The following is a 15,818-nucleotide window of genomic DNA, read 5'->3' as shown; positions in this document are numbered from 1 at the left end:
CGCCGATCGCGGCATGGTGATCACATGACCGTGCTCGCCGTCCTGTTCGCCGTGCTCGGCGCCGCCAGCAACGCCGTGGGAACGGCGTTCCAGCGCAAGGCCGCCGCCACCGTGCCGCGCGGCGGCGGCCTCCGGCTGCTGCGCGCCCTCGTCCGGCGGCCCGCGTGGGTCGTCGGCGTCGCCGGGGTCATGGGCGCCGCGCTCTTCCAGGCCCTCGCCCTGGTCAACGGACCCCTGGCCCTCGTCCAGCCCCTCTTCATCCTGGAACTGCCCTTCGCCCTGCTGCTGGCGGTTCCGCTGCTGCACCGACGCCTGTCCGCCGACGGCTGGCGGGCGGTCGCCGCCCTGGTGGCGGGTCTGGCCCTCATCCTGCTGGCGGCGGCCCCGGCAGGCGCCCGCGACCAGGCGTCCATGGCGCACTGGATCCCGGTGTTGACGCTCTGCCTGGGCGCGATGGCCACCGCCGTCGCCCTCGCCCGCCCCACCCGCTCACCCCTCTTCCGGGCGGCGGCACTGGCGAGCGCCGCCGCGATCGGCAACGCCCTGACCGCCGCGTTGATGAAGTCCGCCACCGGCCGCCTCACCGACGCCGGCCTCCCCGCCTTCCTGAGCACCTGGCAGACGTACGGCTTCGCCCTCGTCGGCGTCTGCGCGCTCCTGCTGCTGGAGAACGCGCTCCAGGCCGGTCCGCTCGTCGCCTCTCAGCCCGCGCTGACCATCGGCGACGCCACCGTGAGCCTGCTGCTCGGCGTCACCCTGTTCGACGAGCACATCCGCACCGGATGGTGGCTCGTTCCCGAGGCCGCGGGGGCTCTGCTGATCCTGTGGGGCGTGCTCCGCCTCACTCGCGTGGTGCCGCACCTCGCCGACATCGTCCGTTAGACCCCCTCCGGGCGGCTCCCCGAGGCGACGACGCGCAGCCCCCGCTCAGCGGCCGGTGCGCCGCTCGGCCCGCCCGGCCTCCCTGGCGGCCTCGCGCGCCTCCCGCTCCGCACGCACGAGCGCGTCGGCGGCCGTCCGCTGCCGCTCCTCGGCCCCCCGCCGCTCCCGCCGCGAGAGCTGAAGCTCCTCCTGCACGGCGCGCAGGTGCCGCTCGGCGGCGGCCACGTCCTGGTCCGCCCGCTCGTGACGCTCACCCGCCCGCCGCAGCGCGGTGTCGGCTTCCGCCATCTCGGTTCGGCGCTCGCGCAGCCGCTCCTCGGCCGCTTCCGCCGCCTCCCTCGCCCGGGCGAGCTGCCGCTCGCGTTCGCGGCGCCGCTCGGCCGACTCGTCCTTCGCCGGGGTGCGTACCGCGGGCCGCGCGGGTGCCGTACGGGCGGCTCCGGCCGGCGGGGCGCCGCCGGGGAGCAGCAGGTCCGACGGCGGGGTGAGGGCGCTCTCCAGCCGGCCCGCGGCCCACTGCTCGGCGGCGGCCGGGTCGGCCAGCACCGCCTGGAGCGTCGCCTCGACCTCCTGCCGCACCGGTGCCGACAGCCGGTGTCCCGCCTCCGCGGCGAGCTGCGCGGCCTGCGCGGACAGCGCCGCGACGACACTGCGGCGCTGCACGGACAGCTCCCTGATTCCGGCGCGGTCCAGGGTGCCGTACGCCTCGCGCAGGGCCTCGCCCAGTTCCAGGAACCGCAGGCTCTCCTCCGGCCGGGACCGACGCAGCAGGTTCGCCGCCCAGGCCGCCAGCGACGGGCGGCGGGCGGCGTGGACACGGCGGGCGTCCTCGGCGCGTCCGTCCGTGCGGGCGCGCAGTGCCAGCTCCTCGCGCCGGGAGACGAAACCGGCGGGCGGAGTGGTGTACAGCTCGTCGAGCGCAGCCGCCACGGCGTCCCCGGCCCCCTGCTTCCCCCGTACGTCCTTGCGCGGCACGCTTCTCAGATTCCACCGGGCCCGGCCCGCGCGCACCTCGGCACCGGACCGGTCGGGCAGGATGTGTACCGCGTGTGTACTGCGGGCATCCGGTCGGCGGAGCCGGGGAGGGGAGCGGTGCGTGAGTGAGGAGCCGGGTTGCGCGTGGACGGCCATGACACCGGGAGACTTCGACCGGGAGGCACCGCTGCGGCTGAACGTCCGCACCGGCGGCGCCGCCGTTCCCGCCGAGCCGGACGAGTGTGGCACGGTGCCCCTCTTCGGCGACGAGACGCCGGCCCGGCGTCCCCCGGCCCGGCCCCGCCGACGCGATGTCCCGTCGCACGAGCAGGAGCGCCTGTTCTGACCGGCTTCAGGCCCGGCGCGGTGCGGCTCAGCGGCCCCCTGTGTACTGAAGGACCAGAAGGGCGACGTCGTCGGTGCGGTTCCCGGCCGTCCCGGACGTGTGCAGCAGGGTGGCGACGAGCGCGTCCAGGTCCCGGTCGTCGGCGCGGTCCAGCTGCTCGGCGAGCTGGTCCATGGACTCCTCCAGATCGACGCCCGGTGTCTCGATGAGCCCGTCCGTGTAGAAGGCGAGGATCAGCCCCGGCACGAGCGGGATCTCCGTGACGGGGAAGCCGGCGTCGGGATCGATCCCCAGGGGCGGTCCGGGCGGTACCTGGAGGGGGCGGGCGGCGTGGCCCGGCAGCCGCAGCAGCGGCGGCGGATGGCCGGCGCTGGCCAGCGTGATCCGTCGGCCGGCGAAGTCGACACAGGCGTAGAGGCAGCTGGTGAACAGGTCCGGGCCGAGGTCGGTGAGGAGCCGGTTGGTTCCGGCGAGGACCTGGTCCGGGGGCGTGCCGAGGGCCACGTGGGCGCGCACCCCGATGCGGACCTGTCCCATCAGCGCGGCGGCGGCCACGTTGTGCCCCTGGACGTCGCCGATGACGGCCGCCGCGGCGGTGTCGTCGAGGCGGATCAGGTCGTAGAAGTCGCCGCCGATGTCCATGCCCCTGGTGGCGGGCAGATAGCGGGCGGCGACCCGCAGCCCGTCGATCGTGGGCAGTGTGCGCGGCAGCAGCGCCTGCTGGAGAGCGTGCGCGAGGTCGTGCTTCGTGTCGTACAGCCGGGCGCGGTCCAGTGCCTGCGCGATGAGTCCGGCGAGCGAGGTCAGGACGGCGCGTTCCGTGGCCGGGAAGTCGTGCGGGTGCTCGTAGGACAGGACGCAGATGCCGACCGGGCGGCCCGAGATGATCAGGGGGAGGAAGGCCCAGGCCTGCTTGCCGCTGATGTGCGGGGCCTCGGGGTAGATGCGCAGCATCTCCTCCGGGTTGGAGAAGAAGGCCGGGATGCCGCTGCTCAGGGCGCGCCCCGCCGGGGTGAGTCGGGTGTCCAGCGGAAGTCCGTCGAGGCGTTCGATGGTCCGGGGCGCGTAGCCGCGGAACCCGGTGATCCGCAGTCGCCCGGCGTCCGCGGTGGACAGCACCAGTCCCTGGGCGCCGAAGGCGGGCATGATCTGGTCGGCGACCAGATCGATGACGTCCTGGACGCCGACGACCTCGGTGAGCGCGGCGGCCAGGTGCGTGAGCTGGTACAGCTGCCCCACCCGCGTCGGCGCGGCCGCGCTCACGATCTGGCGGGGGGCCGCCACGGGCAGGGCCTGGGCACCGCTGGGGACGATCCGGACGCTGATGCCGCTGGCGTCCGGGTACAGGTGGAATTCCAGCCACTGGCCGGGCGGACGGCAGGCGGTGAAGGAGACGGGCTCGCGGCTGAGCACGGTGGCGCGGTAGCGGTCCTCGTAGGTGGGGTCGTCGAGCCAGCGCAGCGACTGCCACGGCAGCGTGCCCAGCAGCTGGTCGGCATCGCGGCCGAGCAGGGCGCAGGCTCCCGAGCTGAGGTAGGTGAAGCGCCCCTCCAGGTCCAGCGCACAGCTGCCGCCGGGCAGGCGTTCGGCGAAGTCGGCCGCCGCCATCGCCGGTCCGGGCTCCCGGCGTCCCGTCCCGGTGGGCAGGACCCGCGGCCGGCCTGCACCGGCCGGTGGCCTGCCGCGCTCGACGGCCTCCTCCAGCAGCCGCGCCAGCCTTCGGCAGCTCGACACGATGTGGCCCTGCTCGCGCCCGGTCATGTACGGCGGACGGGTGGCCGGCCACATCAGCAGCAGGACGCCCCAACGGCGCACGCCGGTGACCGGTGCGGCGGCCAGCGCCAGCGGATAGGGGAGCGCCATCGCGGTGCGCGGATAGGAGCGGGCCATCTCGCTCTGGCTGCCCACCCACACCATGCGCTCCTCGCGGACCGCGTCGGCCACCGGCGCCGGAGCCGCCACGGGCACCCGCGCCCACGGTTCGGCGAGTCCCGCGGGCGCCCCGCACAGCACGTCCAGGCAGAGCACCTGCTCGTCGGGGGAGAGCAGGTAGAGAGCGCCGACGGACGCGCCGGTGCGACGCACGGTCTCGGCGAACGCGGCGTCCACGCCGTCGCCGTCGACGGCCGGATCACCGGTGTCGGTCACGAGGCACCTCCAGCATCGCAGGGGAGTCTTCCGGACGGCCGCGGGCGGCTGTCGGCTCCTCGCGCGGCGCGGCACGCCCCCGCAGGTCATGCCGCGCTCTTTCATCAAAGGACGCTACGCCGATCCGGGACGCTCGGCACGTCCCCAGGGGGTCGCGGACGAGAAGGACGAGCGCCTCCTGAAGCCGGTCGACGCCCCCGGCGTAGCCGTACGGGCCGGCCCGACCGTGTGCCGCCCCGGCCCGGGCCCGGAGGCCAGCGGCCCTCTTACAGGACCGCGAAGAAGATAACGGGGGTGGGACGCCTCCAGGGCGTGGAGCGAACCGGCCGACGCCGCGCACCCCCGCCCGGCGAGACGCCGGGAGCGGGTGACCTCAGCCGGCCCGGCGCCGCCGGCGCGGGGCCGGGCCGGCGGCGCGACCGGCGGGTGTGCCGGGGCGCAGGGAAGCCGCCGGGGATGAGCGGAAGATCCGGGGGTGTGCGGCCCCGTTTCCTGGGCAGACGTGCCTCGTGTGAGGTGGGGCGGTGCACCTGGGGAGGTCTGCGCCGCCCCGCCCCCTTGTCCGAGCGGCCGACGCTCCGAGGACCGGTGGTCAGGAGACGGTGGCCGGCGGCGGTGTCCAGCGGCCGGTCCCGGCCGGTCCTTCGGGAATTCCGTACTCCTTCCTGAGCTGCTCGGGGATGGCGTAGTGCATGACGCGGCCGCGGGTGAGGGAGGACAGTTCCAGGACGGTGGTGAGGTGGCCCAGGCGGTCCAGAGCCCAGGCACCCATGGGTGAGCGGTCCTCGATCGACTCCAGGACCCCGAGCAGGTGGGGGACGGCCTGGACGAGGGTGTCCCACGGGGTGCGGGGGACGTCGAGCCAGTCCGCGCAGGTGTCGCCGACGAGGTAGCGGATCAGGGCGGACACGATCGGGTCGAAGAAGGTGCCGGGGACGACGTCCTCGTACAGGTCGATGAGCTGCCGGGTGAGGTGGGCGCCCTCGGCGGAGGGGCCCATGTGGCGCGTCATGTACAGATCCAGGAAGCGCCGGGCCTCCGACAGGCTCCCGGGCACGGCGTCCTGGTCCACGCCGAGCATGGCCCCGACGACGCGCCAGGCGTAGTAGTACGCCTGCGCGCCCTCCTCGGAGAGGTGGATGCCGAGGCGGTGCAGGGAGTCCAGGACGAGCAGGGAGAAGAACATCTGCCCGCCGATCATGTCCTCCTGACAGATCGGCACCCCCAGCGCCGGTACGTCCCAGCGGTTCTCGCGGGTGAGATGGTGCCGGATGGAGGCGTGCAGCAGGCGGACCTTCTGCGCGGCGGGGATGAACCGGCTGCCCGCCTCGAAGGCGTCGGGCCGCATCAGCAGGACGGTGAACTGGCCGGTCTCCGCCATTCGTCTGGACGGGTAGCTCAGTCCGTGCGTGGCCGACAGGAGCCGGGCCACGTGCGGGACGAGGTAGCAGGCGGGCATGGACGCGAACGACAGCGCGGTGGAGATGTGCACGTTGTTGTCGATGAAGAACAGCCGGGCCTTCTCCATCTCCGTCCAGTCCACCCAGTGCGGCGGCGTGCTCGTGGCGTGCAGGTACTCGAGGGCCACCTCGGGCAGGCCGGCGGGCAGTTCCTGGCCCACGGTGGAGACATAGCGCATCAGGGTGTTGAACGTGCCGACCTCACCCCGCTCGAACAAGGTGGCCACGACGGCGTCGGCCAGTTCGTCGCCGCTACGGCGCAGGGCGTCCATCGACGTCTCGGTGAAGGTCATCGGTTCTCCTCGGCGGGCGGGCGTTCCTCGGCCGGCGTGTCCGGTCCGCGGGACGGGGCGGGGGGTCGGCGTCAGTGGAGGCGGTCGGTGGCCCGGTGCGCGAGGTCGCCGAGCACGCGCCGTGCCCGCGGCGGGACGGGGGCGTCGTCCAGGGCGCGCGTGGCCTGCTCCACCCGTGCGTGGATCATCCGCTCGATCCGCCGCGGTGCCCCCACCTCACGCATCAGCCGCCGTACGTCGTCCAGGTGGTCGTCGTTCAGGTCGTGCCGTCCCAGGACATCGCGCAGGCGTTCGCGTTGCGCGGAGTCGGCGGCGTTCCAGGTCTCGGCGAGCAGGGCGGTGGGCCGGTGCGTGCGCAGGTCGTCCAGGCCTGCCTTGCCGGTGCGTTCCGGGTCGCCGAACAGGCCCAGCAGGTCGTCGCGGAGCTGGAAGGCCTCGCCCAGCGGCAGCCCGTAGGCGGACAGGACCTCGCGCAGCGTGGGCGGGGCACCGGCGAGCAGTCCGCCGATCAGCAAGGGCTGTTCCACGGTGTACTTGGCGGTCTTGTGGCGGATCACCTGGAGGGAGGCGGCGGTGTCGGGGCGGCCGCCGGTGCGCAGGATCTCCAGGCATTCACCCGCGACGAGGTCGCGGGCGAGCGCCGCCCACAGGCCGCGGGCCCGGCCGAGGTAGGCGGCGGGCAGCCCGCTGGTGACGAACAGCTGCCCGGCGAGGGACACCAGGAGATCGCCCACGAGCATGGCCAGTGCCCGGCCGGCCGGGCGGGCGTCGGGGCGTCCGCACAGGGCCGTGGCGAAGGCGACGTGGGCGGTGGGCGCTCCGTGGCGCAGAGGGCTGTCGTCGATGAGGTCGTCGTGGACGATCGCGGCGGCGTGCACGAGTTCCAAGGCGGCCGCCGCCCGTACGAGCGCGTCGCTGTCGGGCTGCCCGGACGCCCGCCAGCCCCAGTAGCAGAACGCGGCGCGCAGGCGTTTGCCGTGGCCGGCGGCTTCCCGCAACCGCTCGGCCACCGGCCGCAGGTCGTCGTCGACCGCCACCAGCAGGTCGGCCTCCTCGGCCAGCCGCCCGCCCAGGACGGTGTCGACGCGGGTCCGGAAGGCTGTGGCGTCCCAGTCGTCAGACATCGCCGGAATCGGCCCTCTCGCGGGCGAGCTTGTGCCGGGCGAGCACCTCCAGGTGGGCCTCGGGCACGTTCGTGTACCGGTCCAGGGCGAGTCTGCCGCGGGCCTGGAGTTCCTGCTGAGCTGTCTGGGCCAGGTCGGCCGTGTCGGACCTGCGCAGCAGTCCGCGCAGCGTTCCGAAGGCCGTGCCGACGGCGTGCGCCGCGAGGTCCGCCAGGCCGGCGGCCAGGAGCAAGGCCTGCTCCTCCCGGCCAGGTCCGCGAGGTGTCGTACGCGTCATGCCGCTTCCCCCATGTCCAGGTGCCGTCGCCGTGAAGGCACTCAGAGCATGGCGGGCCGCGGAAGGCGGAGATCGATGGATACCCCATCGAGTGACGTATCGGACGCCTGTCGGACGGTCGCGGGTGTCGCCGACGGGTCAGTGGATCAGGGCGGACACGATCGGGTCGCAGGAGGTGCCGCCAAGGCGTGGCGCTCGTCCGCGCGAGGCAGGTGCCCCGCGGCGACGACCGGCCGGAACTCCGGCGGCCCGGAGGACCCCGCCCCGCCCTCCCGCACCGCGGGGCCAGGGTCGCCGCACCGTACACCGCCGGGCCGCCGTGGTCGGCGGCCCGCCTCGAACACCGGCCGCCCGGCGCGCGTTCGCCAGGGGCGTCACCGGCTGTCCGGCGCATGTTCGCCAGGGTCGTCACCGGCCGTCTCCGACGCGGCGCGCCCGCCCTCGGCCACGACCGCCCCGCGGTCGGACAGCGGCGCCGCGCAGCCCTCCCGGAAGCGTGCGAGCCGACTACCTCACCCGTCGGTCGCCCCGGCCCCGCCGCCGGGGACGGAGTGGGCCGGCCGGGTCCGACGCCGACCGGACGGCCCGCGGTGCACGCTTCACCCCGTCGGCCGCCCCACGCGTACGGCCGGCGGACCCGCGCGGCGGCGGCCCCGAGGCGGCGGCCCCGAGGCCGCGCGGTCGGCCCGTCCCGCCGTCGGCGATCAGGGCAGGGGTGTGCCCCCGGTCGCGTTGAGGATCTCGGCGGTGATGAAACTGGCCTCCTGCGAGGCGAGATAGACATAGGCGGGCGCCAGCTCGGCCGGCTGCGCCGGACGGCCCATCGGGCTCTGCTTGCCGAACTCGGACGTGTCGGGCATCGTCGCCGGAATCAGGGGCGTCCACACCGGGCCCGGCGCGACCGCGTTGACGCGGATGCCGCGCTCCACGACCATCTGCGCCAGCCCCTGCGTGAAGGTGACGATCGCCCCCTTCGTCATCGCGTAGTCCAGCAGATGCGGACTGGGCTTGTACGCCTGCACGGACGTGGAGTTGATGACGGACGCGCCCTGCGGCATGTGCGGCAGCGCGAACTTCGTCAACCAGAACATGCCGTAGAGGTTGGTGCGCAGCACCCGGTCGAACTGCTCGGTGGTGATCGCCTCGATGCCGTCCGGCTGGGACATCTGGTAGGCCGCGTTGTTCACCAGGATGTCGATCGAACCGAACTCGGCGACCGCCCGGTCGATGACCGTCCTGCACTGGCTCTCCTCGCGGATGTCGCAGGAGACGGCGACGGCCCTGCGCCCGGCGTCCTCGACCAGCCGGGACGTCTCACGTGCGTCGCCCTCCTCCTCGGCGAGGTGGGTGAACAGCACGTCGGCACCCTCGCGGGCGTAGGCGAGGGCCACCGCCCGACCGATGCCGGAGTCCCCGCCCGTGATGACCGCCTTGCGGCCCTCCAGCCGGCCGGTGCCGCGGTAGGACTCCTCGCCGTGGTCCGGCGGCGGGTCCATCGGTCCGGTCCAGCCGGGGTGGGCCTGTTCCTGCGAGGGGAAGTCGGGCCGAGGATGCTGGGTGGTGGGGTCCTGCTGCCTGCCGTGCTCGTCCGTCACGTGGGTCTCCTGGTCCTTGCGATCTTGCATCGGAAGGACGGGTTCCCCGCCCGTGACCGTCCGAAGCACCGTCCATCCGCCTGGCCGGAAGCCTCCCGAACGTTTCGACAGCGGCTGCCCCTCGATCCCCCGCCCCGCGAGCATTGTGTGCCACCCCGGGTCGAGCAGCCGGACCGTGGCGAGGGACGTCCCGTCCCCGGCGAAGATCCTCTCCCCTCGGAACATCAGCGCCGCCTGCCCCAGCAGGCAGGTCCTCACCGCGAAACCCGACGGCAGCGGCGACCACTGTGGCGTCACCGTCCAGGCCGACGGCAAGTGGACCCGGCGACGGTCTCCTGCAACACCGGCTGACCGCCCGGGCAGGGCTTGGAGCGGGGGCGTCCGGCGCACCGGGTGCCCCCGTCGCGGCGCACGGCCGCCACCGGCTCGCCTCGCCGCCCGGACCCCGAGGCGCGACCATGGAGCGGGGGCCGGTCCGAGACCCAGTCGGCGGGAGGCACCCGTGCCGCATGACGGAACAACCGACGTACTGATCGCGGGCGCCGGCCCGGTCGGCCTGAGCGCGGTGGCCGAACTGCGCCGGCACGGGGTGCGCTGCCGGCTCGTCGACCGGCTCCCGGCCCGCCTGCCGTACGCGAAGGCGGTCGGCACCCAGCCGCGCACCCTGGAGATCTGGGACCGCATGGGTCTGGCCCGGGCGGTCCTGGAGTGCGCAGCCCCGATGCGCGGCCAGCTGATCTACGAGAACGGCCGCGAGCGGGCGCGCGTCGATCTCGCGCTGCCGCCCGAAATCCCCTACGGCTTCGCCGCGCTGCCTCAGTACGAGACGGAGCGCCTGCTGGAGGACTACGTCGCCGCCCTGGGTACGCCCGTCGAGCGGAGCACCGAACTGCTGTCGTTCACGCAGGACCGGGACGGGGTCACGGCCCGTCTCCGTAGCGCGTCCGGTGCCGAGGAGGAACTGCGGGCCGGCTATCTGATCGGCTGCGACGGAGCACACAGCGTCGTCCGGAAAGGGCTCGGACTGGCCTACGAGGGGGCGGCCTTCGCCGAGGAGTACATGCTGGGCGACGTGGAGACCGGCTGGGAGATGCCCCACGGCTACGGCATCCGCTCCACCCACCGTGCCGCCGACGGCTCCACCGACGACCTGCTGGTCTGCATCCCGCTGCCCGGCCGCAACCGCTACCGCATGTCGATGATGGTCCCGGCCGAACTATCAACCGGTCAGGGGACCGCGCGGGGCGGCGGGGTCGCACACGGCCTCCGGGAGGGGCGCGCCCCGGAGCTGTCCCACATCCAGGCCGTGCTCGACCGTCTCGCACCCAGGCCGGCCACCGTCTCGCGGCTGCGCTGGTCGTCCGTCTTCCGCATCAGCCACCGCATCGTCGACCGCTACGGCGACGGACGCGTGTTCGTCGCCGGGGACGCCGCCCACATCCATCCGCCCACCGGCGCCCAGGGCATGAACACCGGCATCCAGGACGCCTGCAACCTCGCCTGGAAACTCGCCCGGGTCGTCAGGCGCGGAGCCGGGCCCGCCCTGCTCGCCACCTACGACGCCGAGCGCCGCCCGGTCGGCGAGGAGGTCGTCGGCCGGACCGTGCGGCATTCCAGGCAGGGCATCGAGAACGACCCCGAAGACCCGCGGACCATGCTGCTGCGCGAGGCCCAACTGCTGGTGAGTCACCGGGACGGCCCGCTCGGGGCCGACCCGTACGGCCCCGGTGAGGGACCCCGGCCCGGCGACCGGGCCCCCGACTGCGCGGGGCTCACCACGCCGGTGGCCGCCTATCCGCTGCGTCTCCTCGACATCCTGCGGGGCCGTACCGGCCTTGTGGCGCTGCTGTACGGCGCCGACCCGGCCGCACTCGCCGAGGCCGCCGAGAAGGCCCGGGCCGACGGCGATCCGGCCGGCCTGTCGTACGTCGCCGTCCTCGCCCGCGCGGCCGCGTCGGCGGCCCCGGACACCCTGCCGGTGCCGGCATACCGCGACACCGCCGGCGAGTTCGCGCGGCTCTACCACCCGGACGGCCCGACCGGCTTCGTCGTCCGCCCCGACGGCCAGCTCGGCGCACGCTTTCCGCTCGCCGAGACCGTCACCGCGCAGCGCCGCCACCTCGCCACGCTGTCCGGCTCAGCCCCGTGAGCGGGGCGGCTCCGGAGGCTCCCCCCAGGGCATCTCCAGCACGGCGCGCAACTCCGCGACCGACCGGGCGCCGATCCGCTCGGCCAGGCTCCGTTCGAGCGCGTCGAGGACGTCCGTCGCCCGGTCGTGCGCGCGCCGGCCGGCCGGGGTGCGGCGGATGAGCAGTTGCCGGGCCGAGGTGGGGTGTGCCACCTGCTCCAGCAGGCCCAGGGCCACCAGAGTGTGCACGGCCTTGTGCGCCGTCTGCCGGGTGACGCCCATGCGGCGGGCCAGCTCGGAGACCGTCGTGCCCCGTTCGTCGAGAACCGCGAACAGCTGCATCTGGGTGGACGACACCTGCTCGGCGCCGTCCGCTTCCAGAGCGGCCAGCAGGGCGTCGTCGAACCAGCGGCGGGCCTCGCCCAGCAACTGCGGCAGGCTGCGGCGTCCGGCGTCCATGCACTCCCCAGGGTGGGCGAAGAAAAGGTCAGCGAAGTCTTGCACGCTCGGGAAACTCTATGTCAGCCTGACTGACATAGGTACGCCGCCGCGATCACCGCACGATCGCCGGCCGGCCACCGCGATCGGCCGCCGACCGGCCACCGCACCACCGAGGAGAGCCGTGACCATCGAGTACGCCACCCGGTACCGCCGTGCCTCGCAGATCCCGCCCGACCCGGGCAAGCCGTACTTCATCGAGCGGGGCATGGGGGACCGCGCCCTGCTCTTCACCGACCTGTTCACCGTGTACGCGGGCGGCGAGCAGACGGAGGGCACGTTCAACTTCTTCACCTGCGAGGGCCCCAGGGGGGACACCATCCCGGCCCACCTCCACCCGGACACCTACGAGGTCTTCTTCGTGACGGACGGCGCGGTGCGGCTGTTCGTCGAGGACGCCACGGGCGAGCAGTACGAAAAGCTCCTGACCGGCGGCGACTTCGGCTTCGTCCCGAAGAACTGCCCCCACGCCTACCGCATCGAGCGGCACGGCAGCCGGATCGTCGGCGTGGCCGCCGGCCCCGGCGGCACGTTCGAGCGGTTCTTCGAGAACCTCGGCACGCCCGTCGAGGGCCCCGACCTGCCCCCGCGGCCGTACGTACCCGAGCGGAGCAAGTTCGCCACCGTGCCCCAGCAGTACGACGTGCGGTTCCTGCCCGACCACCGGTGGCGCACCCCGTGACCGCGCACGCCGACCTGCGCACCCTCATCGCGGCCCCCCACCCCGACCGGGCCCCGCTGCCACCGGCCGCCCACCTCGGCGCCGGGGTCCGCCTCCTGCGCGGCGTCCCCTACACGGACGTGCCGGGGTCGCGGCCGCCCGAACTCGACCTGTGGCTCCCGGAGCACCGTGCCGGCGAGCCGCCCGTCCCCGTGGTGCTGTTCGCGCACGGCGGGGCCTGGCGGCGGGGGAGGCGCGAGGACATGGGGTACCGGATGCGGGGCTGGGAGCCGGGTCCCTTCGCCCGGATAGCCGCCGCCGGACTGGCCGTCGCCTCCGTCGACTACCGGCTCAGCGGCGAGGCCGTCTTCCCCGCCCCGCTGAACGACCTGCGTGCCGCCCTGCGCTGGCTCGCCCTGCGCGCGCCCGAACTCGGTACGGACACCGGGCGGACGACCGTATGGGGCGAATCGGCAGGCGGACATCTCGCCGCCCTGCTCGCGCTGTCCGAAGGGGCCTCCCGCCTGAGGGGCGCCGTCGCCTGGTACGCGCCCAGCGACCTGATGCGGCGGCCCGAGGACCCGGACACCGCTGAGGCCCTGCTTCTCGGGGCGGCACCCCGCGATGTGCCCGTACTCGCCCGCGAGGCCAGCCCCGTGGCCCGGGTCCGGCCCGGAGCGCCGCCCTTCCTCCTGGTCCACGGCGAGGACGACTCCATGATCGACTGCGACCACAGCCGTGTCCTGGCCGCCCGTCTCGACGCGGCCGGTGTGCCGGTCGACCTGTGGACGGTCCCCGGCGCCGACCACGTCTGGCACGGCCTGCCCGAGCGGCAGGTCGAGCACCTCTTCGGGCGGACCCTGGACTGGATCCGGCGCGTCACCCGGTAGCGCCCCGGCGCACGGCTGTGCCCGAGCCTCCGCGTCGGAGCCCCGTGCCCGGTCCGGACGCCCCACGGCTGGACGCGCACCTTCGCCGCCGACGCCGCCCGCGAGCCACTCGCCCTCGCCGGGGGAGGACAGGCCGCCCCCTGCCCGGCCCCTTCGACCTGGCACCGGCGCCGGGCCTGGCCGCGGACGCAGGGACCGACCGGCCGCGGGGCGGAGCCCGGCGCGTCGCCGACGAGTGCCTGGCTGACGCGCGGGCGACGTCGGCGGGCGGGCTGCCTGGCGGGCAGCGGACCGGCACGCGCGTCCTGACGGGGCCGGTCTCAGTCGGAGGCCGGCAGCCGGACCAGGTGCACCGCCGTGCTCGACCAGTCGCCCCGCGGCAGGTCGAGGCGGAGGCCGTACTCGGCGAGGACGGTGGCGTGGTGAACGGTGCCGGTGCCGGTGTCCCGGTAGCGGGCGCCGGGCGTGAGTGCCGGCAACCGCACCGGCAGGCGCGGGCTGCCGTGCCGGGGCCCGCGCTGCCAGGCCAGCACGAGCAGCTCGGCCGCGTCCTCGGCGACGTACTGCACCACCGTGGGACGGTCGCCGAGCGGCTCGGTCAGCCGGTACAGCGCACCGTGCTGCACGAGGTGGCGCACCTTCTTGTACTCCGCCACCAGCGCCGCGCCCTGCGTCAGTTCCTCCTCCGACCAGCGGGTGAGGTCGCCGCCGATGCCCAGCAGTCCGGCCATGGCGCAGTGGAAGCGGAACCGCAACGGCACCGTGCGGCCGGTGAGCTGGTTCGGCACGTCGGTCACCCACGCCGACATCGTGCGGGCGGGGTAGACCTGGCCGAAGCCGTGCTGGATGGCCAGACGGTCGACGGCGTCGGTGTTGTCGGACGCCCAGGCCTGGTCGGTGTGCGCGAGGATGCCGAGGTCGACGCGCCCGCCACCACCGCTGCACGTCTCGATCCGCAGACCGGGATGGTCGGCGCGCAGCCGGTCCAGGACGTCGTACAGGTTGTGGACGTACGCGCTCCACAGCCGGTCGCCGCCCTGGCCGGCGCCGGGCCAGCCCGCCTCGCTGAAGGCGCGGTTCATGTCCCACTTCAGGAAGTCGACGGCGTGGTCGCCGACCAGCCGGGTGAGCCAGCCGTACGCCCAGTCGGCCACGTCCGCGCGGGCGAAGTTGAGGACGAGCTGGTTGCGCAGCTCGCTGCGGACCCGGCCGGGGATGTGCAGGACCCAGTCGGGGTGTTCCCGGTACAGGTCGCTGTCGGGATTGACCATCTCCGGCTCCACCCAGATGCCGAACCGCATGCCGAGCCCGTGCACGGCGTCGGACAGCGGACCGAGGCCGTTCGGGAAGCGGTCGGGCGCCGGCGTCCAGTCGCCGAGACCGGAGCGGTCGCTGCGGCGCGAGCCGAACCAGCCGTCGTCGACGACGTACAGCTCCACGCCCAGCGCGGCGGCCCGTTCGGCGAGGGCCCGCTGACCGGCCTCGTCGACGTCGAAGCCGGTGGCCTCCCACGAGTTGTAGAGCACCGGCGCCGTCTCCCGGCCGCGCGGCAGGACATGGGCGAGCGTGTACGCGTGCCAGGCGCGGCTCGCCGCGCCGAACCCGCCGTCGCTGCACAGGCCGGCGAACACGGGCGTGGCGTACTCCTCGCCCGGCGCGAGCGGCAGGCTCGTGCCGTCGTGACCGGCGCCGCCGGTGCAGCCGGCCCGCCCGTCCGGGGTGCGTTGAACCGTGACCCGCCAGGTTCCGGACCAGGCGAGGGCGGCACTCCACACCCGCCCGTGGTCCTCGGTGGCGTCGCCCCCGTCGAGCATCAGCCACGGGTTGGCGTGGTGGCTGGTGATGCCGCGCCTGCTGGTCAGCACGGTCTCGCCGTAGGGGAGGGTGTCCCGGCGCAACTGGCTCTCGGCGGACCACTGGCCGGTGACATGGCTGAGCCGGTAGTCGGGCAGCGCGGGCAGCGTCCAGGCGCCGGAGTCGGCCCGCAGGAGGTCGACGCCCCGCCCCCCGGCGTTGCGCAGCACGGTCCGGCGCTCGATGACGTCCGTGTCCTCGCGCACCCGGTAGTGGAGAGCCACATGCAGGGGGTAGAGACGGTCGCGGAACTCCAGGACGAGTTCGGCACTGCCGGGCGCCGGCTCGTGCACCCGGTGCCCGGACGGCTCCCACTCGAAGGCGCGACAGCCGTCGGCGTAGCGCACCTGAAGTGACGGCGGGCCGAAGCGGGTGCCTCCGTCCACGGGCAGTTCCTCGCCTACCGGCGGCCGTCCCTCGAAACTGTCGCCCGCCGACTCCGGGGGAGCGAGGAGGCCCTCCGCCTCCGCCAGGGTGAGCCGCGGCCCCCACGCCAGATGGCAGGGAGCGCCCGTCTCGTCGATCCGCAGGGCGTACGAGGTGCGCGGGGTGGTCAGCAGCCAGATCCCGGTGTCCGGGGAGAAGGAGATCATCGGTATCGGGCCTCACGGGATGATAAGACAAGGGAGCGACGGGTGACGCAAAGCCAAGCCTGACCTTCGATCGCATGTCAAGGCCTCACCCGCG

General features: G+C 74.5%; 13 protein-coding genes. 5 read left to right on the top strand and 8 right to left on the bottom strand.

What is annotated here, in order from left to right:
- Nucleotides 1-24 precede the first annotated feature (24 nt).
- The gene (locus ACZ5Y0_RS19355; protein WP_469129884.1) at nt 25-882 is read left to right on the top strand and encodes a DMT family transporter; all 858 of its coding nucleotides are present in this window, start codon (nt 25-27) and stop codon (nt 880-882) included.
- 45 nt (nt 883-927) lie between these two features.
- On the opposite strand, the gene ACZ5Y0_RS19350 is transcribed toward ACZ5Y0_RS19355, so the two are convergent.
- Entirely contained in the window at nt 928-1,857 is a 930-nt protein-coding gene (locus ACZ5Y0_RS19350; protein ID WP_469129883.1) for a hypothetical protein, read from the bottom strand.
- Nucleotides 1,858-1,978: 121 nt separating this feature from the next.
- Between ACZ5Y0_RS19350 and ACZ5Y0_RS19345 the strand changes: the two genes are divergently transcribed.
- The gene (locus ACZ5Y0_RS19345) at nt 1,979-2,203 is read left to right on the top strand and encodes a hypothetical protein (RefSeq protein WP_469129882.1); all 225 of its coding nucleotides are present in this window, start codon (nt 1,979-1,981) and stop codon (nt 2,201-2,203) included.
- A gap of 27 nt (nt 2,204-2,230) precedes the next feature.
- Here ACZ5Y0_RS19345 and ACZ5Y0_RS19340 read toward each other — a convergent pair whose 3' ends face one another.
- From ACZ5Y0_RS19340 to ACZ5Y0_RS19320, 5 genes are all read right to left on the bottom strand, one after another.
- Nucleotides 2,231-4,351: a SpoIIE family protein phosphatase gene (locus ACZ5Y0_RS19340; RefSeq protein ID WP_469129881.1), complete on the bottom strand. Its 2,121-nt coding sequence runs from the start codon at nt 4,349-4,351 to the stop codon at nt 2,231-2,233.
- A 592-nt stretch (nt 4,352-4,943) separates the two neighbouring features.
- On the bottom strand, nt 4,944-6,104 hold the full coding sequence (locus ACZ5Y0_RS19335) for an oxygenase MpaB family protein (RefSeq protein WP_469129880.1): 1,161 nt from the start codon (nt 6,102-6,104) through the stop codon (nt 4,944-4,946).
- Nucleotides 6,105-6,175: 71 nt separating this feature from the next.
- Nucleotides 6,176-7,228, bottom strand: coding sequence for a polyprenyl synthetase family protein (locus tag ACZ5Y0_RS19330; RefSeq protein ID WP_469129879.1), 1,053 nt, complete (start codon nt 7,226-7,228; stop codon nt 6,176-6,178).
- Nucleotides 7,221-7,505 carry a polyprenyl synthetase gene (locus ACZ5Y0_RS19325; RefSeq protein WP_469129878.1) on the bottom strand — a complete coding sequence of 95 codons (285 nt, stop codon included), beginning with the start codon at nt 7,503-7,505 and terminating at the stop codon, nt 7,221-7,223. Before ACZ5Y0_RS19325 ends, ACZ5Y0_RS19330 begins: the two co-directional genes overlap by 8 nt.
- A gap of 704 nt (nt 7,506-8,209) precedes the next feature.
- Entirely contained in the window at nt 8,210-9,130 is a 921-nt protein-coding gene (locus ACZ5Y0_RS19320; RefSeq protein ID WP_469129877.1) for an SDR family oxidoreductase, read from the bottom strand.
- A gap of 472 nt (nt 9,131-9,602) precedes the next feature.
- Between ACZ5Y0_RS19320 and ACZ5Y0_RS19315 the strand changes: the two genes are divergently transcribed.
- Nucleotides 9,603-11,249, top strand: a complete 1,647-nt coding sequence (locus ACZ5Y0_RS19315) for an FAD-dependent monooxygenase (RefSeq protein ID WP_469129876.1) — start codon at nt 9,603-9,605, stop codon at nt 11,247-11,249.
- Here ACZ5Y0_RS19315 and ACZ5Y0_RS19310 read toward each other — a convergent pair.
- On the bottom strand, nt 11,238-11,687 hold the full coding sequence (locus ACZ5Y0_RS19310) for a MarR family winged helix-turn-helix transcriptional regulator (protein ID WP_469129937.1): 450 nt from the start codon (nt 11,685-11,687) through the stop codon (nt 11,238-11,240). The genes ACZ5Y0_RS19315 and ACZ5Y0_RS19310 overlap by 12 nt on opposite strands.
- A 163-nt stretch (nt 11,688-11,850) precedes the next feature.
- Between ACZ5Y0_RS19310 and ACZ5Y0_RS19305 the strand changes: the two genes are divergently transcribed.
- Nucleotides 11,851-12,408: a quercetin 2,3-dioxygenase gene (locus ACZ5Y0_RS19305; protein ID WP_469129875.1), complete on the top strand. Its 558-nt coding sequence runs from the start codon at nt 11,851-11,853 to the stop codon at nt 12,406-12,408.
- Nucleotides 12,405-13,277, top strand: coding sequence for an alpha/beta hydrolase fold domain-containing protein (locus ACZ5Y0_RS19300; RefSeq protein ID WP_469129874.1), 873 nt, complete (start codon nt 12,405-12,407; stop codon nt 13,275-13,277). Before ACZ5Y0_RS19305 ends, ACZ5Y0_RS19300 begins: the two co-directional genes overlap by 4 nt.
- Before the next feature lie 320 nt (nt 13,278-13,597).
- Here the strand turns inward: ACZ5Y0_RS19300 and ACZ5Y0_RS19295 are convergent, their stop codons facing one another.
- Nucleotides 13,598-15,730, bottom strand: coding sequence for an alpha-galactosidase (locus tag ACZ5Y0_RS19295; RefSeq protein ID WP_469129936.1), 2,133 nt, complete (start codon nt 15,728-15,730; stop codon nt 13,598-13,600).
- Nucleotides 15,731-15,818: the final 88 nt, after the last annotated feature.

Source organism: Streptomyces sp. NPDC033216 (assembly GCF_055577115.1).
The sequence above is the reverse complement of the archived record's forward strand: the minus strand, read 5'-3'. Positions and strand labels throughout refer to the sequence as shown.